The organism is Streptomyces sp. NPDC002403 (assembly GCF_053593015.1).
Map to the genome: position 1 here is coordinate 167,701 of NZ_JBSFBQ010000004.1, position 23,998 is coordinate 191,698.

Here is a 23,998-nt window from a genome sequence, read left to right on the forward strand (position 1 = left end):
CGACGCATGCACCACGACACCGGCCCGTGATCAGGCGTCGGTTCGCGGCCCCGCCCACCCCGTCCAGGCCGGGTGCAGCGGATCGTCGGCCCGCACGACCGCGTCCGCGCGGTCGCCGGGTGCCGCCTCGTCCTCGTACCGCGCGAAAGCGGGCAGGGTCCAGCGTTCGCTCTCCTCGGTTCGCCGCCGCAGCGCGCCCGGCGACAGCCGCAGATGGACACTCAGATCGAACGGGAACCAGTGCCCCAGCAGCAACGGGCCGTGCACCACCAGCACTCCGCCCTCGGGCAGCGGCCGGTACGGGCTGCGGGTGGCCCGGTCGGTCGCCGGATCCCAGAGGTCGGGCAGCACCCGCCCGCTGCCGCCGGCCTCCAGCGGCCCGAAGACCTCGCGCCACAGCGCGCCCGTGTCGAACCAGCTGTCGTAGTACGAGTCGGGGTCCTCCTTGCCGTACTCGTACCGGAGGCTCGCCGGACGCAGGAATCCCGCGGTGGACACGACCAGCACCGCACGGCCCCGGACCCGCAGCGCCTGCGCGACGCGCCCGGCCAGTTCGCCGGTCCGGGCCGCCGGAGCACCGTCGACGGCGACCTTCAGCCAGGGTCCGCCGTCGGCGGCTTCGAGGGCGTCGGCATGCGCGGCGAAGGCTTCGGCCAGCCGCTCCCAGGTGATCGCTTCGAATCGCACCCCACCATCATCGCCTCGGACCCGGCGCCCCGTCCCGGCCGTCCCACCAGCGGGGAGCGTCCTCGTCGGGTTCGTCGGGGCTCGCGAAGCGGAACGGGACGCCGAGCCGCTCCGCCAGTTCGCGGCCCGTCCGCGCCGCCTCGCCGCTCCCCGCCGCACCGATCCGGAAGTGGGCCAGGGCAACGCCCTCCCACGGCCGGGCCGACACGGCGGTCAGCACCACGATCCAGCCCGAGGTGTCACCGTCCCAGACCGCCTCGACGGCCACGGGGTCGCGGGGCAGGGCGGCGGCCGCGGCGGCCAGGGTGTCCACGTCGTGGTGGGGCGGGGGCGGCATGCGGTCCGTGAGTACACGGTGGCGCCCGGCCAGCACGTCCACGCACACGTGCAGCTCCGGACGGGGTCCGGTGCCGCTCTCCCGCATCGCGTGGACGGCCTGGATGTTCCGGCCCGCCAGGACCAGTTCGTCGACCCGTTCACGTACACCGGCGGGGAACGCCCACCACAGAAGCTGTGCCCGGTGGCTCTCGGCGAGGCGCAGCACCCGGTCGGCGAGCGGGCGCAGGCCGGGTTCGCGGTCGGCCGCCGTCCCGGCGAGCCGGCGGATGTCGGCGGACCACTGTCCGGACAGGCCGTCCGGCGCGTCGATGCGGCGGAAGCCGCGTTCCAGCAGCCCCCGGGCTTTCTCCGGCCGCCCGCGCAGTACGGCCTTCGTCGCGGCGACCGCGTTGGCCAGCGCGCTCGCGTACGGCGACCAGTCGTCACCGTGCACCGCGGGGTCTCCCCGGCCGTGGGCGGCCGGGGACGCCACGATCTCCAGGTCCACCCGCCAGAACAGCGGAAGCCCGCGGAAGGCGGCGAAGACCAGCCGCCGCTCCCAGGAGTTCCGCGACTCCGGGTCCGTGCGCAGGGAGTCCAGCGGCCGCACCGCTTCGAGCACCTCGCGGACGGCGGCGAGGCAGGCGTCGAACCGGTCGCCGGGCACGGTCCAGGCGAGGTCGATGTCGCTGTACGGGTCCGCCGTCCCGCCGGCGAGCGAGCCCCGCAGTTCCGCCCGCGAGCCGGGGCAGTGCGCGGTGAGCGCGCTCATCAGCTCCCGCGCGAACGCGGCGCGCCGCGCCGGGTCGAGTGTGCGCGCGTCCGCCCCGTCCCACGCGTCCTCCCCGTTCATGACCGCTCCCTCCCGTCGTACGGAAAACACACCACCCCGGCGCGTCCGCCTCCTACGATCTTCCCCATGGACCTCGAATTCGCCCGCACGTTCGCCTCGGAGTGGCTGGACGGCTGGAACTCCCATGATCTGGAACGCATTCTGACGCACTATCACGAGGACGTGACGTTCAGCTCGCCCGTCATCGCGCGGATGACCGGTGACACGTCCGGCACGGTGCACGGCAAGGAGGCGCTGCGCGCGTACTGGACCACCGCCCTGGAGCGCATCCCCGAGCTCCGGTTCGAGCTGGTGGACGTCCGGGTGAGCGTCCAAGCCCTGGTGATCGACTACCGCAACCAGATCGGCGGCCGGGTCAGCGAGGTGCTGACCTTCCGCGACGGGCTGGTGATCTCCGGCTTCGGGGCGTACGGGGAGACGCTCGCCAACTGACGTCCGGCCGACCGCCGCCGGTGGCCGCACAGGAGCCGGCGGCGGGAACCTCTCCGGGCCGGGCCGTCACCCGCCGCGCAGCTCGGCGGCGAGCGGCCCGTCGCCCGACACCTCGGCACGCCCGTCCTTGACGGCCTCGGCCAGGGTCAGCCCGCCCCGCGCCAGTTCCAGGCAGACCTCGACGTCGAGTGCGATACGGGCATCGGCGCGGGCGGCGGGACCGTCCCCGTACACCGCCGCTCCGTCCTGCGCGCCACCGGCCCGCACGTGGAACTCACCCTCGTCCAGGTGGACTTCGACGGTCCCCGCATGGGTCAGCCCGTCCAGCGCGCGCAGCAGCGGGAGGGCGAACCAGTGGGCCCGCACCGCGTCGGTGGCCCGCCGTTCGGCCAGCACGGGCGCACCCCACTCGGCGAGCGCGGCGAGTACCGGCATCAGGCCGTGGCCGCGCGCGGTCAGTTCGTAGACCGAGGCGGCGGCGGGCGGCGGGAGCCGGCGGCGGGTGGCGAGGCCGTTCTGCTCCATGTCCCTGAGCCGGGAGGCGAGCACGTCCGTGCTGACGCCGGGCAGGTCGGCGTGGAGGTCGGTGTAGCGGCGGGGGCCCGCCAGCAGTTCACGGACGATCAGCAGGGTCCACCGGTCGCCCACGGAGTCGAGGGCACGCGCGGTGGCGCAGAACTGGTCGTAACTCCGGCGGCGGACCGGGCGCGTTGCGGGCTGTTGCTGACGTGGCATGCGACGCAGTCTAGACATGTTGTTGGACTTTCCAAGCCCGAGCTTGGTAAAACCAAGTATCGCAATCAGGTCGGGGAGGCCACCGCATGGAATTCCGGCAGTCCAGCAAGCTCGACGAGGTCTGTTACGAGATCCGGGGCCCGGTCATCGAGCACGCCAACGCCCTGGAGGAGGCGGGCCACAGCGTGCTCCGGCTCAACACGGGCAACCCCGCGCTCTTCGGTTTCGAGGCACCGGAGGAGGTGGTCCAGGACATGATCCGGATGCTTCCGCAGGCCCACGGCTACACGGATTCGCGCGGCATCCTGTCCGCCCGCCGGGCGGTGGCGCAGCGCTACCAGGCGATGGGGCTGACGGACGTCGGGGTCGACGACATCTTTCTCGGCAACGGCGTCTCCGAGCTGATCTCGATGGCTGTCCAGGCGCTGCTGGAGGACGGCGACGAGGTGCTCGTCCCGTCCCCCGACTACCCGCTGTGGACCGCGGTGGTGACCCTCGCGGGCGGCAAGCCCGTGCACTACACCTGTGACGAGGCCTCGGACTGGAACCCCGACCTCGCCGACATGGCCTCGAAGATCACCGACCGCACCAAGGCCGTCGTGATCATCAACCCGAACAATCCGACCGGCGCCGTCTACCCCCGCGAGATCCTCGAAGGCATCCTCGATCTGGCGCGCAGGCACGGCCTGATGGTGTTCGCCGACGAGATCTACGACCAGATCCTGTACGACGACGCCGAGCACCACAGTGTGGCGGCCCTCGCCCCCGACCTGGTCTGCCTCACCTTCAGCGGCCTGTCGAAGACCTACCGCGTGGCGGGCTTCCGCTCCGGATGGATGGTGGTCTCCGGCCCGCAGCAGCACGCCCGCAGCTATCTGGAGGGGCTGACCACGCTCGCCTCCATGCGTCTGTGCCCCAACGCGCCCGCGCAGTACGCCATTCAGGCCGCGCTCGGCGGCCGGCAGTCGATCCGGGAGCTGGTCGCGCCGGGCGGCAGACTGTACGAGCAGCGCAACCGGGCCTGGGAGAAGCTGAACGAGATCCCCGGCGTGTCGTGCGTGAGGCCGAAGGGCGCGCTGTACGCGTTCCCGCGCCTGGACCCGAAGGTGCATCGCATCGTCGACGACGAGAAGTTCGTACTGGATCTGCTGCTGCGGGAGAAGATCCAGGTCGTGCAGGGAACCGGCTTCAACTGGCCGCGGCCCGACCACTTCCGGATCCTCACCCTCCCGTACGCTGACGATCTCGACGCGGCGATCAGCCGCATCGGCCGCTTCCTGACCGGATACCGCCAGTGATCGGATGCCCCCGGTGACCTGCTCCACGTGCAGCTTTCCCGTCCATACCCAGTTCGCCTCGCCCGAACTGGTCGGCCCGATCGTGGAGGACGGGCTCGATCCGGCCACCGATCCGGCCTGGGCGGAGTCCGGGGCGCGGTCACCGGCCGAGTACGCGCGCTGGGCCGGTCATCTGTGCGGCATGACCTGCCTGCGCATGGCGCTCGGCGCGGGAGCCCCGCCCCTGTTCGCGCTGCGCGACGGGGCGCTCCGGTACGGCGCGTACACCGAGGACGCGCGGGACGGGATCCGAGGTCTGGTCTACGCCCCCTTCGCCGCGTACGCGCGCGAGGTGCACGGCGTGGACGCCACGGTGCACCGCCATCTCGCACCGGAGGAGATCCTCGGTCTGCTGGACGGCGGCCGTACGGTCATGGCCTCGGTGCACTACGGAATCCGGTACCCCGGGCGGCCCGCTCCGGGGCGGGGCGGGCATCTGGTGCTGCTGACGTCCCGTACGGCCGACGGCACGGGCGTCCACTTCCACAACCCGTCGGGCACGACGGCGGGGACGCGGGCCGCGGAGCTCGCGCTGTCCGACTTCGAGCGCTTCTTCGCGGGGCGCGGGGTGTCGCTGCCCGCGCGGGTGTGAACGGCGCACCCGTGAGCCGTGTGCCGTCCGGAACGGGAGCGGGCCCGGGGGCGTAGCCGGCCCCCGAGCCCTGGTCTGCCACCCGTTCGGCACGCCGACACTTTTAAGGACCCGTGTCAGGTTTATGTCGCCGCGTCCTGCCTTTAGACGACCGCAGATCGAAGCTCTGCGAGCCGGAGTCGAACCGGCATCTCGACGCCCATGGGCACGGGCCCGTTTGATTCGGCGATGGGTGGCGAATGCTGAGTCTGGAGCAAGAGTCTGAGATTGATCGCGGTCTGCCTCTTCCATTTGGGCTACCCCGGCCCGTTCCTGTGCGGGAGGCACCGAATGCCGGGGGGAGGACTCGAACCTCCACTGGAACCGCGTCGTCACGACAAGCTTCAGTTTCAGCTTGCGCTCCTGGCGCACCCCGGCCGCAATGAATCGGCCGGGGAATCAATGGTCGGTCACCCGAAGAGGTAACCGAATACCGCATCACCCACCCGCTGGTCGGTGACGTCCGCGCCGTTGGCTTCCTCGCGGGCGTACTTCACGGCCTGCTGGAGCTTCTCCACCCGGTCCAGCAGTTCGTTGACGCGCCGCGCGGGAAGGGCGCCGGAGAACTTCACCGTCGTCCAGTACCCGATCGGGACGTCCTCGTAGTACACCTCGACCTGCGCCGGGTGCTTGTCGGTGGCCTCCGCCTTCACGTGGTTGCGGGGCACCTTCTTCGTACGGAGGGTCCGTACCGGCTCGGTCTTCCAGGAGTCCGTCGACGGGTCCTGGGTCCATGCCTCCGCGGCGTCGAGCACCGGCAGCTTGCGGACAAAGGTGTTGAGGTCCGTCAACTGCTTCTCCAGGAAGAGCAGATACGAGACCGGGACGTCGCTCACGAGCACCCGCCCGTCGACCTTCACGTCCGCGCGGGCCGTGCAGTTGGCCCAGTCCTTCGTGGCGGTCACGTCGAAGAGCCGGGTCAGGGTCGCCGCGGTCTCCCGCAGCACGTCCTCGGCCTTGATCTGCACCAGCGTCGACTCGGGCGGCAGCTGCTCGCCCTCCTCGTCCTTGGGCTGGTACGTCCGGGAGATCCCGGCCAGCAGACCCGTCTTCTGGAGGCCGTGATGTGCCGCCGTCAGGTCCTGGTGGGCCTTGGACTTGACGCCCTTCTCCACTGCGATGATCTGATTGAGTTTCGCCACGACGAGGAAGCTAGCAACGCCGATCCGGCCGGGACAAACGCTTTTCCTATGGTCCGCCTCTTCCCGTACGGGTGGATTCCGCCGGACGCACCAGTCCTTGCCGCCGCCCGGCGGGGACCGCTTGCGACAGTGAGGCCCGCGCATCCGCGCCACCGGCCCGCAGGCTCCCCGTTCGCGCACGGGCTCACCCGCGTGGACTCCTCCCCGCCCGCGGCCGGACACCATCCGTCACCGCCGTTCCCAGGCGCCGAACGAAGGTCCCCGCCGTGCCCCGTCTCCCCCGCTTCACCGCCCCGAAGGGCCTCACCGGCCCGAAGAAGAAGCGCACCGCGCTCACCACGACGGCCGTCGCCCTGGCCGTACTGACCGTCTCGACGCCCGTCGCGTACGCCACACTGGGCGACGAGGCGCCCGCGGCCTCGCGGTCCACGGCGCAAGCCGTCGCCTCGCGCGGGCAGGCCTACGTCGAGACCCGGCTCCTCTTCGGCACCGAACGCCCGGACGGCGGACCCGCCGTGACCGACCGCCAGTTCCTGGCGTTCATCGACGAGGAGGTCACCCCTCGCTTCCCGAACGGGCTGACCGTCCACGACGGCCGGGGGCAGTGGCGCGACTCCCACGGGGTCATCGAACGGGAGCGCAGCTACGAAGTGACCCTGCTCTACCCCGCGTCCGAGGCGCGCGTGCGCGACATCCGGATCGAGCGGATCCGCGACGCCTACGAGAAGGCCTACGCCCAGGATTCGGTGGCCCGGATCGAGGAGCGCACGACCGCCGACTTCTGACACCCGGCCGCAGGCCGAGGGCCGTCGGATTCCGGCACCCGGGCGCAGGCCGACGGCCGACGGATTCCGCCGCACGGCGACCGCGCGGCCGTTCCGTCGCCCGGTCACGCCGCCGCGCGGGCCCCGCGCCCGCGCGGCCGGTTGATCCGGTGCGCCAGCGCGTGAACTCCCGCCACGGTCACCGGAAGAAGTGCCAGTGCCGCAACCGTCGCGCCGGCGCCGCCACTCCTGATCCCGGCCGCCTTCAGCCGCCCCACGGCCCAGACCGAGTACGGAACGACGACCGTCGGCGCCGTGACCACCCCCGGCGTGTAGCCCCGGTACGCCACCGACTGCGCGAGGTGCGCGACACCGTGCACCCCGAAGCCGACCAGCACGCTCCGGAAGAACGGGCTGCGGCCACCGGTCCGCGCCCCGTCCGCCGACGCCGCCGCCATGACCCCGCCCATGAGACCGATCGCGACACCGACGTCCCGCTGCGAGAGCTCCATCCGCTTCCAGAGCGCCTCGGGCACTCGTGGGAAGCGCTCCTGAAGCCCGGGCCGGGCCGCCCGCGCCCAGCCGGCCATGGTGACCAGCTCCTCCAGGTCATTGGTCACCCAGGCGGCGAACAGCCCCCAGGTCACCGCCTTGGAAACCGTTGCCTCCGCCATACCGGGCCCCCTGCGTCGCAGTACGAAGTACGATGACCGCACCTTACATCGCAACGCAACGTTGCGTTGCTTTTCCCGGTCGCTTTCCCCTGGAGTGCCCATGTCCGACCCGACCGTGAACCGCCGCCCGGGCCGGGGTCCCCGCGCCGCCGGGGCGATCTTCGACACCACGCTGCGCCATCTCGCGGAACGCGGCTACGCCCGGCTCACCATCGAGGCCGTCGCCCAGGAGGCCGGGGTCAACAAGACGACGATCTACCGCTGGTGGCCCTCGAAACCGGCGCTCCTCCGGGCGGCCCTGATCCATGCCCGGGTCCTCGACATCGACATCCCCGACACGGGCAGCCTCCGCGGTGATCTGGTCTCCCTCACCGAACAGATCACCCGCCTGCTCACCGACGGGCGCACCGAACCCGTCGCCCGCGCGATGACCTCGGGCACCGGCCTGCCCGACGACGAACTCGCTCTTCTCACCCGCGACTTCTTCGCCGACCGCTTCTCCCGTGAACAGCCGGTCTTCATCCGCGCCGCCGCCCGCGGCGAACTCCCCGCGCACACCGACCCGATGCTGCTGCTGGACCTGATCGCGGGGGCGGTCTGGATGCGGGTGCTGCTCCGCCGCGAACCGGTGCCGCCGCGCTTCGCCCGGGATGTCGTCGATGCCGTACTGCCTCGCTGACGGTGCCGGGAGCGGGCACGCCCGGTCGGGTACTGTGCCGCGGCCGGGTACGGGACCGTACACACGCACCGAACGGGGAACGATCCACATGGGCACGCCAGTACGTCACTTCACGGCCACGACACCGGACGGTCAGGTGTTCACGGTCGATATCGAGCGGGACTTCCGGTACGACCCGTACCGCGACTTCCTCATCTGCGCCCACTGCGACTGGTCGCCGTCACTGCTGACGACGGAGCGGATCACCGACATGGCCTGGGAGCATCTGGCGTCGGTGCACGGCGCCGGCCGGGGCCGGACCGACCAGGAGGACGAGGGGTTCCGCAAGGCCCGGCTGATCGTGCTGCCGATCGTCGCCGTGTTCCTGATCGGACTCTTCGTCTATCTGCAGAGCTACTGAGGCGGAGCTGCTGAGACCCTGACCGGACCGGCGGGGGCTTCAGCCTCCGCCGAGCTCCATGAGCGCGCTCACCGGGTCGCTGTCCGGAGTGGCGCGGGGCCACCAGTCGTCCTCGCCGGGCTCGGACTCGTAGCCGTACCAACGGCCGTCGTGGCCGAAGCGGAGCTGGAGCGTGCCGCCGGGGTGGGTGAGGTGGTTGCGCCGGGGCTGGAATCGCGGAAAGCCTGCTGCCGCGAGTGCGGGGCGGGCCCGGTCGAAGGGACCGGCCGGGGGGTCCCAGGGGGTTTCGAGGACGGCCAGCCCGCCGGCGCCGCCCTGCCGCCAGGCCGCGACCGCCCTGGCCAGGTCGGTGGTGGTGCGGCCGGTGGCGTACGCGAGTTCGCGGTAGAGGGCGCGCGTGGTGGCGGTGAGGCCGGCGGTGGGACGGGACGCGGCCAGACGCACCGCGTCCTGCCAGGGGGTGAGTCCGGCGAGCGGGTCGGCGCGGGTGGTGAGGAGCGTGTGCGCGCGGGCCGCCGCGTCCGTGGCGAGGTGATCGAGGGCGAGCGCTTCCCGTGCACCGGGCAGGCTCGGGTACGAGGGCGGCTGCGCCGGATGCGGCAGCACCGGCAGCGGAGCGGGGAGCGGCGGGAGGTAGCGCTCGGCGAGGGCTTCGCGCGCCGTTACGGAAGGGGTGGCGGGGGCCGTGGGACGTTCCCGGGCGGAGTGCGCGGCGTTGCGGCGGCCCAGCTCTTCGAGGAGCTCCCGCTCGCCCCGGCCGCGCAGCAGCAACAGGACGAACGGGTCGGCGTCCAGGAGCCGCGCCATCTGGTAGCAGAGCGCGGCCACGTGCTTGCAGGGCCAGCCGTGGTCCGGGCAGGAGCAGCCGGGGTCGAGGTCCCCGGCGGCGGGCAGCAGCCCGATGCCGGCCTCGGCCGCCGTGTCGGCCAGCGAGTGCGGCATCTCCTTGGTGAGCAGCGCGGCGAGATGACCGGGCCGGGCCGCGACCGCGTCCAGGAAGGTGTCCCAGTCGGGGTCGGCGAGGGTCCGCAGCCGCAGCTCGCAGCGGTAGGGGCGGGGGCGGCTGCCGTGGACGTAGGCGACGACCCGGCCGGGGGTGACGGTGATCGCGGCGACCTTGCCGCTGTCGGCGTACGTACGGCCGTGGGAGAGCCGGCCCTCGTCCATCGAGAGGGACTCCAGGGCGGCCACCCAGGCACGGCCCCACCAGCTGTCCGCGAAGGGTCCGTCGCCGGTGCGGGGCGGCACGGCCTCGAAGGTGCGCCGCAGGTCGTCGGGGCCCGGGCGCGGGCGCGCCACCGGGCGCGGGTCGGGGCCGGTGTGCGGGCGGGGGCTCATGCCGGCCTCCGGAGCGAGACGAGATCGGCCAGGTCGCGGTCGCTGAGCTCGGTCAGCGTGGTCTCGCCGGTGCCGAGGACCGTGTCGGCCAGGGCGCGCTTCGCCTCCAGCAGCTCGCCGATCCGGTCCTCGACGGTGCCTTCCGCGATCAGCCGGTGGACCTGTACGGGCTGCGTCTGGCCGATGCGGTACGCCCGGTCCGTGGCCTGTTCCTCGACGGCCGGGTTCCACCAGCGGTCGTAGTGAATGACGTGGGCGGCCCTGGTCAGATTGAGTCCGGTGCCCGCCGCCTTGAGGGAGAGCAGGAAGACCGGGGCCTCGCCGGACTGGAAGCGGTCCACCATCCGTTCCCGCTCGGCGACCGGTGTGCCGCCGTGCAGGAGCTGGGAGGGGATGGCACGCGAGGCGAGGTGGGCGGAGAGCAGCCTGGCCATCGTCACGTACTGGGTGAAGATCAGGACGGAGCCGTCCTCGGCGAGGATCGTGTCGAGGAGTTCGTCGAGCAGGGCGAGCTTTCCGGAACGGCCGACGAGGCGGGTCGGCTCCTCCTTCAGATACTGCGCGGGGTGGTTGCAGATCTGCTTGAGCGAGGCCAGCAGCTTCATGATCAGGCCGCGCCGGGCGATGCCTTCCGACGCCTCGATGAACGCCATGGTCTCGCGGACCGCCGCCTCGTAGAGCGTGACCTGCTCGCGGGTGAGGAAGACGGGGTGGTCGGTCTCCGTCTTCGGCGGCAGTTCGGGGGCGATGCCCGGGTCGGACTTCTTGCGGCGCAGGAGGAAGGGCCGGACCAGGCGGGCGAGCCGTTCGACCGCTTCGTCGTTGGCGAGCCCGGCGGCCGATCCGGTGTTCTCGACGATACGGGCGTGCCGGGCCCGGAAGGCCTTGAGGGGGCCGAGCAGTCCGGGAGTGGTCCAGTCGAGCAGGGCCCACAGCTCGGAGAGGTTGTTCTCCACCGGGGTGCCGGTGAGGGCGACCCGGGCCGGGGCCGGGATGGTGCGCAGCGCCTTCGCCGTGGACGACTGCGGGTTCTTCACGTGCTGGGCCTCGTCGGCGACGATCAGCCCCCAGCCGTGGCCCGCCAGTTGCGCGGCGCTGGAACGCATCGTGCCGTACGTGGTGAGGACGAAGCCTCCGTCGGGCCCGGCGAGCGAGCGGTCGGTGCCGTGGAAACGGCGTACGGGGACACCGGGGGCGAAGCGGCTGATCTCGCGGTGCCAGTTGCCCAGGAGGGAGGCGGGGCAGACCACCAGGGTGGGCTCGGGACGGGCGCGGTGCAGATGGAGGGCGATGAGGGTGATCGTCTTGCCCAGGCCCATGTCGTCGGCGAGGCAGCCGCCGAGGCCGAGCGAGGTCATCCGGTCCAGCCAGGCCAGGCCGCGCAGCTGGTAGTCGCGGAGCGTGGCGTCCAGGCCGGGCGGCTGGGCGATGGTGGTGTGGTCGGCGGTGATGCGCTCGCGGAGTGCGGCCAGCGCGCCCACGGGCACGGCTTCCACCTGTTCGCCGTCGACCTCGGCGGTGCCGGTCAGGGCGACGGCGAGGGCGTCGACCGGATCGAGCAGGCCGAGCTCCCGCTTGCGTGCCTTGCGTACGAGCGCGGGGTCGACGACGACCCATTGGTCCCGCAGGCGCACCACCGGCCGGTGGGCCTCGGCGAGGGTGTCCATCTCCGCCTCGGTGAGCCGCTCGTCGCCCAGCGACAGCTGCCAGTCGAAGGCGAAGAGCTGTTCGGCGTCGAAGAACGAGGTGCCGTCGGTGGCCGATCCGGGCGCGGGCCGCACGACGGCGGAGGCGGTGAGCGAGCGGACGAGCTCCCTGGGCCAGTGGACGCTCACGCCGGCCGCCGCCAGCCGGGCCCCGGCGTCGCCGAGCAGCTCGTACAGCTCGTCCTCCGTCAGGGCGAGCACATCGGGCACCGGCTGGTCCAGCAACCGCTCCAGCGGCACCCAGACGCGGGCGGCGCGGCGCAGGGCGAGCACGGCGTCGATCCTCGCGCGCGGGCCGAAGGGCTCGCCCGCCCCGCCGTTCCAGAGCGCGGCGGCGTCGGTGACGTAGGTCGGGTCGGCGAGGCTGTGCACCTGCGTGACGGCAGCGGCGGCGTGCCGCGCGGCGGTGGCACCGGCCCCGGCGGAACCGGTGGCATCGTCCCCGTCGTCGGCCGTGTCGAAGAGTTCGTACGCCGACAGGTCGAGGCGCAGCGACACCCGTACGCCCGCGTCGAGCCCGGCCGCGACCTCGACCGCCCAGTCACGGGCCGCCGGCAGGTGCTGGGCCTCGCGGGCCGCGAAGGGCGCCCCCATCGCGTACGCCGCGGCGGGCGTACGGGGCAGGGTGTCGGCGACCGCGTCGAGGAACGAGCCGAGCAGCCACTGCGGGTCGGGGACCCGGAGCGGGGTGCGGTCCGGCAGCGGGACCGCGTGGCCCTCGGCGGGCATGGCGGCGGCTATCGCCCGGAGGTGGGCGATGTCCTCGGCGTCGCGCGGACCGGCCCGCCAGGCGTCGTGGTCGTCGTCCGTCAGGCCGGGGAGCAGTCTGCCGCGCGCCACCAGGTTGAGCGCCTGGAGCGCGGCGGCGCCCCAGCACCGCGTGGCGGGGTGGGCGGACTCCTGGTGCCGGGCCCGGGCCAGCAGCGGGAGCGCGTCGGCGACGGGCAGCAGGACAGCGGGCACCGTACGCCGGCGGACGTCGTCCCCCTGCCCGTGCCGGCGGACGACGGTGATCTCCCCCGTACGCGCGCCGGGTGCCGGACTCTCCGGGTCCGCGGGGTGTGCGCAGACCGCGCCCGGCTCCGGGAGGGCACCGCCGTCGGGATCCCAGAAGGCGACGCTCCCGGCCCTCGGCAGCGGTGCGGGCAGGAAGACCGCGGCACAGCGCAGGAGCCGGGCAGCGGACGCGTCCTGCTGGTGTTGTGCCGTGGTCATCGGTCCCCCTCCCCTCCCGCGCCGGTCCTCTTGACCGGCTCGATCCTCATGACTCCTGCGAGTCTAGGCGGGGGGTCCGACAACCGGTCCTCAGTGCTTGGCCAGCGGCTTCGGACGGGACGGCCGTGCGGGCACGGCGGCCGGGGGCGCGGGCACGGCGGCCGGGGGCGCCGGCATGGGCGCCGGCCCCACGGCCGACGGCTGCTGCGGCCCCGGCCGGGCCTGGGCCGCGGCCGGGCGCTGGGCCTGCGCGGGGCGCTGCGAGCGGTCGGCGGGGCGGGACGGCTGCGCATGGCGTTGCGGCTGTGCCGGCCGCGGCGGCTGGGCGCTCTGCGCCGGTGGGGCCGGCTCTTGCTGCGCGGGCTGCTGCGCCCGCTCCAGGAAGCGGAGCAGCTCCACCGGGAACGGCAGCACCAGCGTGGAGTTCTTCTCCGCCGCGACCGCCACCACCGTCTGCAGCAGACGCAGTTGGAGCGCGGCCGGCTGGGCGGACATCTCCCCCGCCGCCTCGGCGAGCTTCTTCGACGCCTGGAGCTCGGCGTCCGCGTTGATGACCCGGGCACGCCGCTCACGGTCGGCCTCGGCCTGGCGGGCCATGGAGCGTTTCATCGTCTCCGGCAGCGAGACGTCCTTGATCTCCACCCGGTCGATCTGCACACCCCATCCGACCGCGGGGCTGTCGATCATCAGCTCAAGGCCCTGGTTCAGCTTCTCGCGGTTGGACAGCAGATCGTCCAGATCGCTCTTGCCGATGATCGACCGCAGTGAGGTCTGTGCCATCTGCGACACCGCGAACCGGTAGTCCTCCACCTGGATCACGGCGCTCGCCGCGTCCACCACCTTGAAGTAGATGACCGCGTCCACCCGCACCGTCACGTTGTCCCGGGTGATCCCGTCCTGCGCCGGCACCGGCATCGTCACGATCTGCATGTTGACCTTGCGCAGCCGCTCGATGCCGGGGATCACCGTGGTGAAACCGGGTCCTCGAACGTCGTCACGGAGCCGGCCCAGCCTCAGCACGACGCCCCGCTCGTACTGCTTGACGACCTTGGCCGCCGCAGCCAGGTACAGCGTGCCCACCGAGGCCGCCGCCACTATCGCGATCACGAGATCCTGGACCATGTCGGCCCCCTGAAAGCCGAAAACTGACTGAATCCGACTGAATCAAATGAATTGTACGATTCAGCCGCTATTACCACGGTATGCCCAGTATCAATCAATAGGAACACGGACGGGACCCCGCCGCTGCGGCCGTCCCCCCGCCCGGCCGCGCCCCGGATGCCGGGGCGCGGCGGAGGGGGCAGGGTGTCCAGCGTCAGCACGTACTCCGTAGACGAGGACCCGCCCATGCCCGTGATCGCTCACCGACGCCGCCGCCTCGGCATCGCAGCCGGGACCGCGCTCCTGACACTCACCGTCGCAGGCTGTTCCGGCCTCGGCCGGACCGCGGTCGGACCGATCACCTACACGACGGAGCGGGGTGCCGTGATCATGGTCAACAGCCCGTCCGTGAAGGGCTGCCACCGGCTCGCCCCCGCGGGCGCCAAGGCGGTGGACAACGGCACCCTGGTCGACATCATCCTGTACCGCACGCTCGACTGCACCGGTCCGGGGACGACGTACCTCGCGACGACGTTCAGCGATGTCAACGGGCGCTCCGCCCTGCCGTGGCGCAGCTTCAGCACGGTCCACTGACCGGCCACCGCGTCCGGCCCTGCCCGCCGTCCACGCGGGCAGGGCGCGCACCCATGTCCCGCCATCCGTGGGATACCGTTCGACGGTCAGACCCACCGCCGCCAGATGCGCCTCGAACCGATCCTTCGAGAGCTCCCGCGAGCGGAACGTCCGGGCCCGGCGCGATCACGCCGGGACCCGTCCCCGAATGACCCCGCGCACCGGTCGTCCGCTCATGCACCGCCGGACGAAAGGCCGTTGACGGTGGTTCCGGCCGCGGACAGTGCCCCGCTCCCGTTTCACACCGACCGACGGGCGACCAGTGCCGCGCTGATGTGCTGGAGATCGGCCGGGCGGGCCGGGGAGAGGCCGGTCAGCCGGTCGATACGGCGGATGCGGTAGTCGACGGTGTTGGGGTGGATGTGCAGCGCGGCGGCGGTGGCACGCCGGTCCAGACCCAGTTCGAGATACGTCTCCAGGGTGCGCAGCAGCTCCGGCTTCGCCTCCAGGGGCCGCAGCAGCTGGGCGAGCCCGTGCAGGGCTTCGCTGGGCCGGCTGAGCTGGTACTCCAGCAGGACATCGGCCAGCCGGTACAGGCCGGGCGGCCGGCCGGTACGGGCGATCAGGTCGACGATCTCGGCGTTACGGGCCACCGCGGCCGGCACCGCCTCCGGCTCCGCGGTCTCCGCCGCGGCGGTGATGGGCACACCCGCCGCACGGGCCGCCTCCTCGATCAGCGCGCACAGGCCGCCCGGCCCGCGCCACGGCGGCGGTGGCTCGGCGGCGGGCAGCAGCACCGTGCCGCCGGAGGCGTCGAGCGCGGTGAGCGTCGGCGTACCGGCGAAGTGGTCGAGGGCCGTGCGGACGCGGCGGATCTTGCGCCGGGCCGCGACGCCCGCGCCCGGCCCCGGTGACTGGCCCAGCTCGTCGGGGTGCGGGGCGAGCGCGAGCGTCATCGTGAGATAGCGGGCGGCAGGGCGCAGTCCGGTGCGGTGGGTGAAACGGTCCAGGGGTTCGCCGGTCAGCAGGGCGGCCATCAGGGCGTGCCGGCCGCCGTGTTCCTGGCTGTCGAGGATCCTCCGCGCCTCCAGGTACGCGCCGCTGACGGCGGTGGTCAGCTGCTGCTGAAGGACCATGATCCGGTCCATGATCTCCAGGACGGTGGGGAGGTCGCCGGGAAGCGCCCCCTTCGCGGTCTCCCGCCAGCACATCGCCGTGCCGACCTGGTAGGCGGTGAGGATGGCGTCCAGCGGCACGCCCTCCTCGGCGCGCTGGGCCGCCGAGTCACGCTGCTGGGCGAGTTCGGTGTCCGTGGCGGGGCGGCGGTGCTCGACGACGTCGGCGAAGAGCCGCAGGTTGTGCTGGACGATGTCGGCGATGTCGCCGGAGATCTCCTCGTGCGGCAGTCCGGCGTAGACCGGCAGATCGGCCAGCAGTCGGGCGACGACACGGCCGGTCAGCGCCGGGACGCGGGCGCGCAGATGCGCGGCCACCGGGCGCCCGGCGATGGACAGCGGCCGTTCCTCCGGCCCTTCCGGGGCGCCGTGGTCCCCCGTGATGACGAGCGGCCGATTGTCACGCGTCACAAGTTCCCCCGCAGAAGTCTGCGTTACCCACCAGTTAAACGACGGCTGTTGAGTCTGCATGATGACCGGCGTCACACGCCATGCCACGTCCCGCCCCCCACCGTCGGAGGATTCCGTGAACATGCCGCAGCACAAAGGTTTCTGTCGATCCGTCAGGACCGTCGTGGGCGCGCTCGCCCTGGCCGGTCTGGCCGTGGGAACCGGCGCGGTTCCGGCATCCGCCGCCGAGGACGGCACCACGTCCTATGTCGCGCTCGGCGACTCCATGGCCTCCGGGCCGCTCATTCCGGACATCACTGGGCCGGTGGCCTGCGGCCGCTCGACGCACAACTACCCGCACGAGCTCGCCGAGCGCCTCGGTGCGTCGCTGCGCGACGTCACCTGCAGCGGTGCCGCGTCCAAGCACATGACGGAGAAGCAGTCGCTGTCGCTGCTCGACATCCCGATGGGTTCGGCCCCGCCGCAGTTCGACGCGCTGCGCCCGGACACCGACCTGGTGACGCTGACCATCGGCGGCAACGACGCCGGCCTGGTCGGCATCGCGCAGAAGTGCACCACCCTGGACCCGAACGCCACGCCGTGCAAGGAGAAGTACAACGAGGGCGGTGTGGACCAGGTCGGTCAGCGCATCGCGGAGTTCGCGCCGAAGCTGGGCGTCGTACTGGACTCGATCCACCAGCGCTCACCGCACGCCCGGGTGATCGTCACGGGTTACGGCCTGTACATCAAGCCCGGCGGCTGCTGGCCGCTGCAGCCGGTCCTCCCGGTGGACGCCGACTTCCTCCAGGGCAGCGTCGACCGGATGAACGCGGTGATCGCCGAGCAGAGCGCGGCGCACGGCGCCGAGTACATCGACCTCGCCACGCCCAGCAAGGGCCACGACTCCTGCCAGGCCCCGTCGGACAAGTGGGTGGAGGGGTACGTGCCGACCGCGGCCGCCGCCCCGCTGCACCCCAACCGCAACGGTGAGGCGAACTACGCCGCCATCATCGGCGCGCACCTCCAGGGGAGCTGACCGGAATTGCTCCACCGCCTGCTGCGCGGGCTGCTGGCGGCGGCGCTCGGCGCCGCCGCCCTGCTCGTCCCGGACGCCCCCGCGGCACGGGCCGCCGGGTCGTCCGGGCCCGGCTGCGACCCGCTCGCGCCCGCCGAGTGCCTGCTGCCCTTCCCGAACGACTGGTACACCCGGGCCGACCCGGCCACCGACACCGGCCGCCGGGTGTCCTTCGGCACCACCACGCTGCCGCGCGCCGCGGCCGGCCGGCCCGTCGACCCGACGGCCTGGAACCGGTCCGACGGCTTCTCCCCCGGCTCGACGCTGATCGCGCACGTTCCCGGCCTCGACCCGGCGGCGACCGGCACCGCCCCGCTCACCGACATCGGCCGCTCCCTCGCCCCGGACGCCCCCGTGGTGCTGATCGACACCCGGACCGGGGAGCGGTGGCCGTACTGGGCCGAGGCGGACGCCAACGCCACCGACCCCGCGCGCCGGGCCCTGCTGATCCACCCCGCGCGCAACTTCCGCGACGGCCACCACTACGCCGTCGCCCTGAGGCACCTCAAGGACGGGGCGGGCCGCACGATCCCGGCCGCCGCGCCGTTCGCCGCCGTCGCCGGGAGACCGCTGCCCGCGGGGCATCCGCTGTACGCCCGGCAGCATCAGCTCCGCCCTGCCCTGAAGGCCTTGCGCAGGGCCGGTGTGGGGTCCGAAGAGACGTACCTCGCCTGGGACTTCACCGTCGCGAGCACCCGCAGCCTCACCGGCGACCTCTTCACCGTCCGCGACGACGCGTTCCGCCGGCTCGGCGGCCGTTCGCCCGCGTTCACCGTCACCGGTGTCACCGACTTCACGGCCGGGCAGGACCCCCGGATCGCCCGGGAGGTGACCGGCCGGATCAGCGTGCCCGGCTATCTGGACCTGCCCGGCGGCCCGCCCGGCTCCGTACTGCACCGAGGCCGCGACGGCCTGCCCCGGCGGCTCCCGGGGAGCAGCCGACCCGCCGAGTTCCGCTGCGAGATACCGCGCTCCGCCTTCCGTACCCCCTCGCACCCCGCGCTCTACGGGCACGGCCTCCTCGGCCGCCGCTCCGAGGTCGGCGCGGGCCACGTCAAGGCGATGGCGGCGGAGCACAACTTCACGTTCTGCGCGACGGACTGGATCGGGATGGCCGAGGAGGACATCCCCGTGGTCCTCGGCGCGCTCGCCGACCCGAACCTCTTCCCCGCGGTTCCCGAGCGCAGCGAACAGGGCATGCTGAACGCCCTCTTCCTCGCCCGCGCACTGATCCACGCCGACGGACTGACCACCGACGCGGCCTTCCGCGACGCGGACGGCCGCCCTCTCGTCGACCTCCGGCACGGCATCGGGTACGACGGGAACAGCCAGGGCGGAATCCTCGGCGGCGCCCTGGTCGCCGCCTCGCCCGACATCCGGCGCGGGGTCCTCGGCGTCACCGGCATGAACTACGGCCTGCTCCTCAACCGCAGCGTCGACTTCGCGCCGTTCCAGCAGGTCCTGGACCTCGCCTACCCGGACAAGCTGCACCAGCAGATCGTCCTGCAGCTGTTCCAGATGGTGTGGGACCGCGGCGAGACCGACGCGTACGCCAACCACCTCACCGACCGCCATCAGGTGCTGATGCACATCGCGTACGGGGACCACCAGGTCGCCAACGCGGCGGCCGACGTCGAGGCGCGCACCATCGGCGCCCGGCTGATCACCCCGGCACTCGCTCCGGGCCGCAGCCCGGACACCGTTCCGTACTGGGGCATCGGGACCGTCGTGTCGGGACAACTGCCGTACCGGGGCTCTGCGATGACGGTGTGGGACAGCGGCACGCCCACCCCGCCGCTCACCAACACCCCGCCCGCCGGGCCGGTCTACGGCCACGACCCCCACTCGGACCCCCGCAATTCGCCGGCCGCCCGTCAGCAGAAGGCCACCTTCCTGACCACCGGACGTGTCATCGATGTCTGCGGCGGCACACCGTGCACCGCCGCCCCCACCTCCTGACACCCCCCACACCCCGACAGGGATGCAGACAAGGAGCACCATGCGCACGCACCGCATCACCCAGGCAGCCGTCGCGGCCGTCCTGCTCGCCGGTACGGTCCTCGTCCCGCCCGCCCTCGCCGCCACTCCCGCCGGCGCGCCCGCGGCGAGCGCCGAAGCCCGTGCGCGGGCCGCCGCCGTGCCGTTCACCGCGGCCACCGTCGAGCGCGCCGCCGACGGCGGCTACACGCTCTCCTGGTCCTCCGCCGCCGCCTCGATGACCGTCACCGCCGTGACCTCCCCCGACGCCACCACCGGCACCCCGGTGGGCACCGCTCCCGGCACCGGTTCGCTGACCGTCCCCGCCGGAACCCTCGCCGAAGCGGGACGCTGGTACTTCCGGCTGGTGCCGGACAGCGGTTCGCCGCTCGTCGTCGCCGAACGCTCGCTCGGGATCGAGTCCGCCCGCAACTTCCGGGACATCGGCGGCTACCGCACCACCGACGGGCGCTGGGTGCGCCCGGGGCTGGTCTACCGCTCCAACAAGATCAACAGCCTCACCGACGCCGAGCAGCAGCGCCTGCTCTCCCAGCGGCTCACCCTCGATGTGGACCTGCGCAACGCGGTGGAGCGGCACGACGACCCGGACCGGCTGCCCGCCGGTGTGAAGTACCAGGTCGCCGACGTGGTGTCGCTCAGCCACGGCATCCGCTTCCACGACTCGGCGCTGATGACACTGGCCGAGGCCATCGCGGCCGGGCTGTTCTCCGGCTCGTCCGACCTCGGCCAGTCCATCGGCTACCCGTTCATGGTCAACTTCGTGGGCGCCGACTACGCCTTCCGGGACCTGCTCACGGCCGTCGCGACGAACGACTCCGGCGCGACGGTCTTCCACTGCAGCTCGGGCAAGGACCGCACCGGCTGGAGCACGGCCGTCCTGCTCACCCTGCTCGGCGTCCCGCGCGAGACCGTCGAGGCGGACTTCCTGGCCAGCAACGACTACCTGGGCAACCCGAAGGCCGTCGAACTGAGCTGGCTGCGCGCGGCGTTCGACGAGGTGGACCACCTGTACGGCGACTTCGACACCTACGTACGCGAGGGCCTGAAGCTCGACGACGCGACGGTGGCCGCCCTGCGCGACAAACTGCTGACGGACTGACGCACCGCCGGCACCCGGTGTACCGACGAGTGGTGCGCCCGCCGCTCACCGGCGGGGCCCGCCGTCAGTACGCCGGGTAGCGGTCGGCCGGCCAGGCGACCGCGTGCTCGAACTCCACGCACAGATCGTCGGCCAGCTCGGTGATCACGCCCCGGCCCTCGGTCGACACCAGCCAGGCCGGCGGAAGGTGTACGTCCCCGTGGCGCGCGCCGAGCAGGTTGCCGCAGATCGCGCCCGTGGAGTCGCTGTCGCCCGAGTGGTTGACCGAGAGCAGCAGCGCCCCGGCCACCTGATCGGCGCGGGGCAGCACGAGGGCGCTGTACACGGCGATGGCGAGGGCCTCCTCGGCGACCCAGCCCGCGCCCAGCGTCTCCACCTTCTCGCCGCTCGGCGCGCCCTGTGCGGCCAGGTCGACGGCGGCACGCAGCGCCGCGGACGTCTCCTCGTGCCCCGGGTGGCGGCGCAACAGCTCCATGGCCCGCAGTACGGCGCCCTCCGTCGAGTCCCCCTCCAGGAGGTGGGCGACGATCGCGGCGAAGGCCCCGGCTGCGTACGCACCGGTGGGGTGGCCGTGGGTGATCTGCGCGCACCAGTAGGCGAGCCGGAAGGACGCCTCGGCATCCTCCCCCACCAGGCCGAAGGGGGCGGACCGCATCACCGTCCCGCATCCCTTGGAGCCGGTGTTGACGGGTCCGGGCTCACCGAGCCGGCCCCTCGGTTCGGGGACGTGACCGGTCGCGAGCCCGGTCAGGCAGGCGTTGCCGGGGGCGCGGCGCGCGTAGAGCCAGGGCTGCTGCCTGAGCCGGCCGGTACGCACCGGGTTGTCGCCGCCGCGGGCCGGCGGCGCGGGATGGTTCTGGGTGTCCAGCCAGCGCAGATAGGCGTTCCGTACGATCCGGGTCTCGGCGCCGCCGTCGTCGGTGCCGCCCTTCGACATCGCCCGGACATGGGCCCTGATCAGCCCTTCGGCGGTGAACAGGGTCATCTGTGTGTCGTCCGTGACCCGCCCGACGACGCCCTCGTCGTCCGGGAGCAGCCCCTGTACGCCGTGCTCACCGTGCGCGCGGCGGATACCGGCCAGGGACAGGAACTCCACCGGGTTGCCCAGCGCGTCCCCGATCGCCCCGCCCAGCAGACAGCCCCGGACCCTCGCCCTGCGGCCTGTGCGGTCCTCCCACGATGTGCCGTTCACGCACGCTCTCCCCAATCCGGTGTCGACGGGTCGCCCCAAAAAATCCGTCGCGGGTCCATCCTGGTAGGAGAGGCGATCGCCATGCGTACCGGCAATGAACCGACGACTGCCCGCAGTCCACTGCGGCTGCGGCTCTGGCTGAGTCTATGGGGGCTGGCCTGGGCCGTCTTCGGCCTGGCCGCCTTCACGATGACCGACCGGCCGGGCTGGGCCGCCGCCTGCGGCCTGCTGCTCCTGCTGGTCCTCGTGGACCTGACGGTGATCGTCCACCACATCCACCAGGGCCCGCACTACCAGCCCGGCCGCGATGTACCGCCGTACGAACCCGACCACGGCGGCCGCGGCAGATACGGGCACTGAACCGGGCCGGGCGGGCGCGTACCCGCCCGGCGCCGCGGTCTCAGTCCTGGGCGGGGAAGCGGGCCGCCTTCAGATACTCCGGGTTCGGGTCGAGCGCGGCTGCCAGCCGGAAGTGGCGGGCGGCCCGGTCGGTGCGGCCGGCGCGCTCGAAGGTGCGGGCCAGCGCGAAGTGCGCGAAGGCGTTGTCCGGTTCGCGTTCCAGGACGAGTTCGAATTCGAGCTCGGCGGGGCGCAGCTGGGCGGCGGCGAAGAACGCACGGGCGCGCAGCAGCCGGGCGGCGGTGTTCTCCGGATGGGCCGCGATCACCGAATCGAGCAGCTTCACCGCGCCACGGGGGTCGCGCGCCGCCAGCAGGTGTTCGGCGGCGCGGAAATCGATGACGTCGGTCTCGGGGGTCCTCTCGGGCACGGTCTCGTCCTTCCCTTCGTCACCGGGTCCACAACGTCCGGCCGGGGGCCGGTATTCCGCGCCGGGGCCGGCGGACCGGCTGCCGGGGTCAGCCGGCCGCGGCCCGCTCGGTCAGTTCCGACCAGACCTTGCGCACCTGCGGCTCCAGGTCCTCCAGCGGTCCGTCGTTGTCGATGATCAGGTCGGCCACGGCCCGGCGCTCCTCCCGGGTGGCCTGGGCGGCCATCCGGGCGCGGGCCTCGGGCTCGGTCATGCCGCGCAGCCGTACCAGCCGGTCGAGCTGCGTCGCGGGGCTCGCGTCCACGACGACGACCAGGTCGTAGAGCGGCGCCAGGCCGTTCTCGGTGAGGAGGGGTACGTCGTGGACGACGACCGCGTCCGGCCCCGCGGCCCGCTCCAGCTCGGCGGAGCGGGCGCCGACCAGCGGGTGGACGATCGCGTTGAGCGCGGCGAGCCGGTCGGCGTCGGAGAAGACGATCGAGCCGAGCTTCGGCCGGTCCAGGGTGCCGTCGGCGGTGAGGACACCGGCTCCGAACTCCTCGACGACGGCCGCGAGCCCGGGTGTCCCCGGCTCGACGACCTCGCGGGCGATCCGGTCCGCGTCGATCAGCACGGCTCCGTATCCGACGAACAGCCGGGACACTTCACTCTTGCCGGCACCGATCCCACCGGTCAGGCCCACTTTCAGCATGACCGGCAGCCTAGTACGCGCACGGAGCGGCGGAAGGGGTCAGGCGTCTCCCTCGCGCTCCGCGAGGAACCGCTCGAATTCGAGGCCGATCTCGTCGGCGGACGGCAGGTCCACCGGCTCGGCCACCAGATTGCCGCGGGTCTCGGATCCGGCGACCGCGTCGTACTGGTGCTCAAGGCCCTCGACGAGCGAGACGAGCTCCTCGTCGCCCTGGTCGATCTGCCGGTCGATCTCGGTCTGGGTGCGGTGCGCCTCCGTGCGCAGGGCATGGGCGACGGTCGGCAGCACCAGGCCGGTCGCGGCCGTGATCGACTCCAGCGCGGTGAGCGCCGCGTCCGGGTACGCGGAGCGGGCCACGTAGTGCGGGACGTGGGCGGCGACACCGAGGACGTCGTGTCCGGCCTCCATCAGCCGGTACTCCACCAGGGCTTCCGCGGAGCCGGGCACCTGTGCCTCGTCGAAGGGGCTGCGGTGGCCGGGCATGAGGTCCGTGCGGTTGCCGTGCGGGGTGATGCCCACGGGGCGGGTGTGCGGGACGCCCATCGGGATGCCGTGGAAATTCACCGCGAGGCGGACGCCGAGGCGCTCGACGATCTGCTCGACGGCGGCGGCGAAGCGCTCCCACTCCACATCGGGCTCGGGCCCGGACAGCAGCAGGAAGGGCGCTCCGGTGGCGTCCTGCACGACCCTGACGTCGAGCGTCGGGGTCTCGTAGGCGGCCCAGCGGTCGCGCCGGAAGGTCAGCAGCGGGCGCCGTGCGCGGTAGTCGACGAGACGGTCGTGGTCGAAGCTGGCCACCACCTGGTGCGGCAGCGTTTCGAGCAGGCCGTCCACGATCTGCTCGCCGGTCTCGCCCGCGTCGATGTATCCGTCGAAGTGGTAGAGCATGACCAGGCCGGCCGACTCCTGGGCGAGCGCCATGTCGACGACGGCCAGGCCCTTCGGCTCCCATTCGTACAAACTCTGCGGATCAGCCACGGTTACCGCTCCTCCTCGTGTTCCTGGAGAAGAACGTCCGGCAGGG

Annotated in this window: 24 protein-coding genes and 1 tRNA gene; 11 read left to right on the forward strand and 14 right to left on the reverse strand. The window is 72.8% G+C overall.

Features of this window, described 5'->3' with window-relative positions; translation table 11 throughout:
• Nucleotides 1–30: 30 nt before the first annotated feature.
• Together ACWCPY_RS07210 and ACWCPY_RS07215 are read right to left on the reverse strand one after the other, a co-directional pair.
• Entirely contained in the window at nucleotides 31–687 is a 657-nt protein-coding gene (locus ACWCPY_RS07210; protein WP_451263335.1) for a uridine kinase, read from the reverse strand.
• Between the two features lie 7 nt (nucleotides 688–694).
• Complete coding sequence (locus tag ACWCPY_RS07215; protein WP_451263336.1) at nucleotides 695–1,858, reverse strand: hypothetical protein; 1,164 nt, start codon at nucleotides 1,856–1,858, stop codon at nucleotides 695–697.
• A 66-nt stretch (nucleotides 1,859–1,924) separates the two neighbouring features.
• Between ACWCPY_RS07215 and ACWCPY_RS07220 the strand changes: the two genes are divergently transcribed.
• Complete coding sequence (locus tag ACWCPY_RS07220) at nucleotides 1,925–2,290, forward strand: nuclear transport factor 2 family protein (protein WP_451263337.1); 366 nt, start codon at nucleotides 1,925–1,927, stop codon at nucleotides 2,288–2,290.
• Between the two features lie 66 nt (nucleotides 2,291–2,356).
• Here the strand turns inward: ACWCPY_RS07220 and ACWCPY_RS07225 are convergent, their stop codons facing one another.
• On the reverse strand, nucleotides 2,357–3,025 hold the full coding sequence (locus tag ACWCPY_RS07225) for a winged helix-turn-helix transcriptional regulator (RefSeq protein WP_451263338.1): 669 nt from the start codon (nucleotides 3,023–3,025) through the stop codon (nucleotides 2,357–2,359).
• Nucleotides 3,026–3,111: 86 nt separating this feature from the next.
• On the opposite strand from ACWCPY_RS07225, the gene ACWCPY_RS07230 reads away from it, so the two are divergent.
• Together ACWCPY_RS07230 and ACWCPY_RS07235 are read left to right on the forward strand one after the other, a co-directional pair.
• Nucleotides 3,112–4,323 (forward strand): pyridoxal phosphate-dependent aminotransferase, encoded by a 1,212-nt coding sequence (locus tag ACWCPY_RS07230; RefSeq protein WP_451263339.1) that lies wholly within the window; start codon nucleotides 3,112–3,114, stop codon nucleotides 4,321–4,323.
• Between the two features lie 13 nt (nucleotides 4,324–4,336).
• The gene (locus ACWCPY_RS07235) at nucleotides 4,337–4,954 is read left to right on the forward strand and encodes a peptidase (RefSeq protein ID WP_451263340.1); all 618 of its coding nucleotides are present in this window, start codon (nucleotides 4,337–4,339) and stop codon (nucleotides 4,952–4,954) included.
• A 331-nt stretch (nucleotides 4,955–5,285) separates the two neighbouring features.
• On the opposite strand, the gene ACWCPY_RS07240 is transcribed toward ACWCPY_RS07235, so the two are convergent.
• Both ACWCPY_RS07240 and ACWCPY_RS07245 read right to left on the reverse strand, forming a co-directional pair.
• Nucleotides 5,286–5,371: transfer RNA gene (locus ACWCPY_RS07240), tRNA-OTHER, on the reverse strand.
• Between the two features lie 32 nt (nucleotides 5,372–5,403).
• Nucleotides 5,404–6,135 carry a DUF7873 family protein gene (locus ACWCPY_RS07245; protein ID WP_072483100.1) on the reverse strand — a complete coding sequence of 244 codons (732 nt, stop codon included), beginning with the start codon at nucleotides 6,133–6,135 and terminating at the stop codon, nucleotides 5,404–5,406.
• 266 nt (nucleotides 6,136–6,401) lie between these two features.
• Here ACWCPY_RS07245 and ACWCPY_RS07250 point away from each other — a divergent pair, with 266 nt between their 5' ends.
• Nucleotides 6,402–6,920: a DUF3574 domain-containing protein gene (locus tag ACWCPY_RS07250; RefSeq protein ID WP_451263341.1), complete on the forward strand. Its 519-nt coding sequence runs from the start codon at nucleotides 6,402–6,404 to the stop codon at nucleotides 6,918–6,920.
• 104 nt (nucleotides 6,921–7,024) lie between these two features.
• On the opposite strand, the gene ACWCPY_RS07255 is transcribed toward ACWCPY_RS07250, so the two are convergent.
• Nucleotides 7,025–7,573 carry an HXXEE domain-containing protein gene (locus ACWCPY_RS07255; RefSeq protein WP_451263342.1) on the reverse strand — a complete coding sequence of 183 codons (549 nt, stop codon included), beginning with the start codon at nucleotides 7,571–7,573 and terminating at the stop codon, nucleotides 7,025–7,027.
• Between the two features lie 100 nt (nucleotides 7,574–7,673).
• On the opposite strand from ACWCPY_RS07255, the gene ACWCPY_RS07260 reads away from it, so the two are divergent.
• On the forward strand, nucleotides 7,674–8,252 hold the full coding sequence (locus tag ACWCPY_RS07260; protein WP_451263343.1) for a TetR/AcrR family transcriptional regulator: 579 nt from the start codon (nucleotides 7,674–7,676) through the stop codon (nucleotides 8,250–8,252).
• 88 nt (nucleotides 8,253–8,340) lie between these two features.
• Nucleotides 8,341–8,652, forward strand: coding sequence for a hypothetical protein (locus tag ACWCPY_RS07265; protein ID WP_451263344.1), 312 nt, complete (start codon nucleotides 8,341–8,343; stop codon nucleotides 8,650–8,652).
• Between the two features lie 39 nt (nucleotides 8,653–8,691).
• Here the strand turns inward: ACWCPY_RS07265 and ACWCPY_RS07270 are convergent, their stop codons facing one another.
• The 3 genes from ACWCPY_RS07270 to ACWCPY_RS07280 form a co-directional block, all read right to left on the reverse strand.
• The gene (locus tag ACWCPY_RS07270) at nucleotides 8,692–9,990 is read right to left on the reverse strand and encodes an SWIM zinc finger family protein (protein WP_451263346.1); all 1,299 of its coding nucleotides are present in this window, start codon (nucleotides 9,988–9,990) and stop codon (nucleotides 8,692–8,694) included.
• A complete protein-coding gene (locus ACWCPY_RS07275) occupies nucleotides 9,987–12,911 on the reverse strand; it encodes a DEAD/DEAH box helicase (protein WP_451263347.1) in 2,925 nt (974 codons plus the stop codon). The genes ACWCPY_RS07270 and ACWCPY_RS07275 overlap by 4 nt, the downstream gene beginning before the upstream one ends.
• A 90-nt stretch (nucleotides 12,912–13,001) precedes the next feature.
• Nucleotides 13,002–14,033 carry an SPFH domain-containing protein gene (locus ACWCPY_RS07280; protein WP_451263349.1) on the reverse strand — a complete coding sequence of 344 codons (1,032 nt, stop codon included), beginning with the start codon at nucleotides 14,031–14,033 and terminating at the stop codon, nucleotides 13,002–13,004.
• 225 nt (nucleotides 14,034–14,258) lie between these two features.
• Between ACWCPY_RS07280 and ACWCPY_RS07285 the strand changes: the two genes are divergently transcribed.
• Nucleotides 14,259–14,606, forward strand: coding sequence for a hypothetical protein (locus tag ACWCPY_RS07285; protein WP_451263350.1), 348 nt, complete (start codon nucleotides 14,259–14,261; stop codon nucleotides 14,604–14,606).
• Between the two features lie 278 nt (nucleotides 14,607–14,884).
• On the opposite strand, the gene ACWCPY_RS07290 is transcribed toward ACWCPY_RS07285, so the two are convergent.
• Nucleotides 14,885–16,099, reverse strand: coding sequence for a PucR family transcriptional regulator (locus ACWCPY_RS07290; RefSeq protein WP_451263489.1), 1,215 nt, complete (start codon nucleotides 16,097–16,099; stop codon nucleotides 14,885–14,887).
• Nucleotides 16,100–16,292: 193 nt separating this feature from the next.
• Between ACWCPY_RS07290 and ACWCPY_RS07295 the strand changes: the two genes are divergently transcribed.
• The 3 genes from ACWCPY_RS07295 to ACWCPY_RS07305 are packed head-to-tail and all read left to right on the forward strand — an operon-like array spanning nucleotide 16,293 to nucleotide 20,322.
• Complete coding sequence (locus tag ACWCPY_RS07295; protein ID WP_451263351.1) at nucleotides 16,293–17,186, forward strand: SGNH/GDSL hydrolase family protein; 894 nt, start codon at nucleotides 16,293–16,295, stop codon at nucleotides 17,184–17,186.
• A 6-nt stretch (nucleotides 17,187–17,192) separates the two neighbouring features.
• The gene (locus ACWCPY_RS07300; protein ID WP_451263352.1) at nucleotides 17,193–19,184 is read left to right on the forward strand and encodes a hypothetical protein; all 1,992 of its coding nucleotides are present in this window, start codon (nucleotides 17,193–17,195) and stop codon (nucleotides 19,182–19,184) included.
• A 40-nt stretch (nucleotides 19,185–19,224) separates the two neighbouring features.
• Nucleotides 19,225–20,322 carry a tyrosine-protein phosphatase gene (locus ACWCPY_RS07305; protein ID WP_451263353.1) on the forward strand — a complete coding sequence of 366 codons (1,098 nt, stop codon included), beginning with the start codon at nucleotides 19,225–19,227 and terminating at the stop codon, nucleotides 20,320–20,322.
• A gap of 64 nt (nucleotides 20,323–20,386) precedes the next feature.
• Here ACWCPY_RS07305 and ACWCPY_RS07310 read toward each other — a convergent pair whose 3' ends face one another.
• Nucleotides 20,387–21,514, reverse strand: coding sequence for an ADP-ribosylglycohydrolase family protein (locus ACWCPY_RS07310; protein ID WP_451263354.1), 1,128 nt, complete (start codon nucleotides 21,512–21,514; stop codon nucleotides 20,387–20,389).
• A gap of 81 nt (nucleotides 21,515–21,595) precedes the next feature.
• On the opposite strand from ACWCPY_RS07310, the gene ACWCPY_RS07315 reads away from it, so the two are divergent.
• The gene (locus ACWCPY_RS07315; protein ID WP_451263355.1) at nucleotides 21,596–21,874 is read left to right on the forward strand and encodes a DUF6343 family protein; all 279 of its coding nucleotides are present in this window, start codon (nucleotides 21,596–21,598) and stop codon (nucleotides 21,872–21,874) included.
• A 40-nt stretch (nucleotides 21,875–21,914) separates the two neighbouring features.
• Here the strand turns inward: ACWCPY_RS07315 and ACWCPY_RS07320 are convergent, their stop codons facing one another.
• The 3 genes from ACWCPY_RS07320 to ACWCPY_RS07330 form a co-directional block, all read right to left on the reverse strand.
• On the reverse strand, nucleotides 21,915–22,283 hold the full coding sequence (locus ACWCPY_RS07320; RefSeq protein WP_329816973.1) for a tetratricopeptide repeat protein: 369 nt from the start codon (nucleotides 22,281–22,283) through the stop codon (nucleotides 21,915–21,917).
• 88 nt (nucleotides 22,284–22,371) lie between these two features.
• Nucleotides 22,372–22,974, reverse strand: a complete 603-nt coding sequence (gene coaE, locus ACWCPY_RS07325; protein ID WP_451263356.1) for a dephospho-CoA kinase — start codon at nucleotides 22,972–22,974, stop codon at nucleotides 22,372–22,374.
• Between the two features lie 39 nt (nucleotides 22,975–23,013).
• Nucleotides 23,014–23,952 (reverse strand): PAC2 family protein, encoded by a 939-nt coding sequence (locus ACWCPY_RS07330; protein ID WP_451263357.1) that lies wholly within the window; start codon nucleotides 23,950–23,952, stop codon nucleotides 23,014–23,016.
• Between the last annotated feature and the right edge of the window lie 46 nt (nucleotides 23,953–23,998).

Coding starts and splice junctions, on each gene's coding strand:
- ACWCPY_RS07215 (WP_451263336.1), bottom strand. CDS start 1,858: ATGAACGGGGAGGACGCGTGGGACGGGGCGGACGCGCGCACACTCGAC.
- ACWCPY_RS07220 (WP_451263337.1), top strand. CDS start 1,925: ATGGACCTCGAATTCGCCCGCACGTTCGCCTCGGAGTGGCTGGACGGC.
- ACWCPY_RS07225 (WP_451263338.1), bottom strand. CDS start 3,025: ATGCCACGTCAGCAACAGCCCGCAACGCGCCCGGTCCGCCGCCGGAGT.
- ACWCPY_RS07230 (WP_451263339.1), top strand. CDS start 3,112: ATGGAATTCCGGCAGTCCAGCAAGCTCGACGAGGTCTGTTACGAGATC.
- ACWCPY_RS07255 (WP_451263342.1), bottom strand. CDS start 7,573: ATGGCGGAGGCAACGGTTTCCAAGGCGGTGACCTGGGGGCTGTTCGCC.
- ACWCPY_RS07260 (WP_451263343.1), top strand. CDS start 7,674: ATGTCCGACCCGACCGTGAACCGCCGCCCGGGCCGGGGTCCCCGCGCC.
- ACWCPY_RS07265 (WP_451263344.1), top strand. CDS start 8,341: ATGGGCACGCCAGTACGTCACTTCACGGCCACGACACCGGACGGTCAG.
- ACWCPY_RS07270 (WP_451263346.1), bottom strand. CDS start 9,990: ATGAGCCCCCGCCCGCACACCGGCCCCGACCCGCGCCCGGTGGCGCGC.
- ACWCPY_RS07275 (WP_451263347.1), bottom strand. CDS start 12,911: ATGACCACGGCACAACACCAGCAGGACGCGTCCGCTGCCCGGCTCCTG.
- ACWCPY_RS07280 (WP_451263349.1), bottom strand. CDS start 14,033: ATGGTCCAGGATCTCGTGATCGCGATAGTGGCGGCGGCCTCGGTGGGC.
- ACWCPY_RS07285 (WP_451263350.1), top strand. CDS start 14,259: ATGCCCGTGATCGCTCACCGACGCCGCCGCCTCGGCATCGCAGCCGGG.
- ACWCPY_RS07295 (WP_451263351.1), top strand. CDS start 16,293: ATGCCGCAGCACAAAGGTTTCTGTCGATCCGTCAGGACCGTCGTGGGC.
- ACWCPY_RS07305 (WP_451263353.1), top strand. CDS start 19,225: ATGCGCACGCACCGCATCACCCAGGCAGCCGTCGCGGCCGTCCTGCTC.
- ACWCPY_RS07315 (WP_451263355.1), top strand. CDS start 21,596: ATGCGTACCGGCAATGAACCGACGACTGCCCGCAGTCCACTGCGGCTG.
- coaE (WP_451263356.1), bottom strand. CDS start 22,974: ATGCTGAAAGTGGGCCTGACCGGTGGGATCGGTGCCGGCAAGAGTGAA.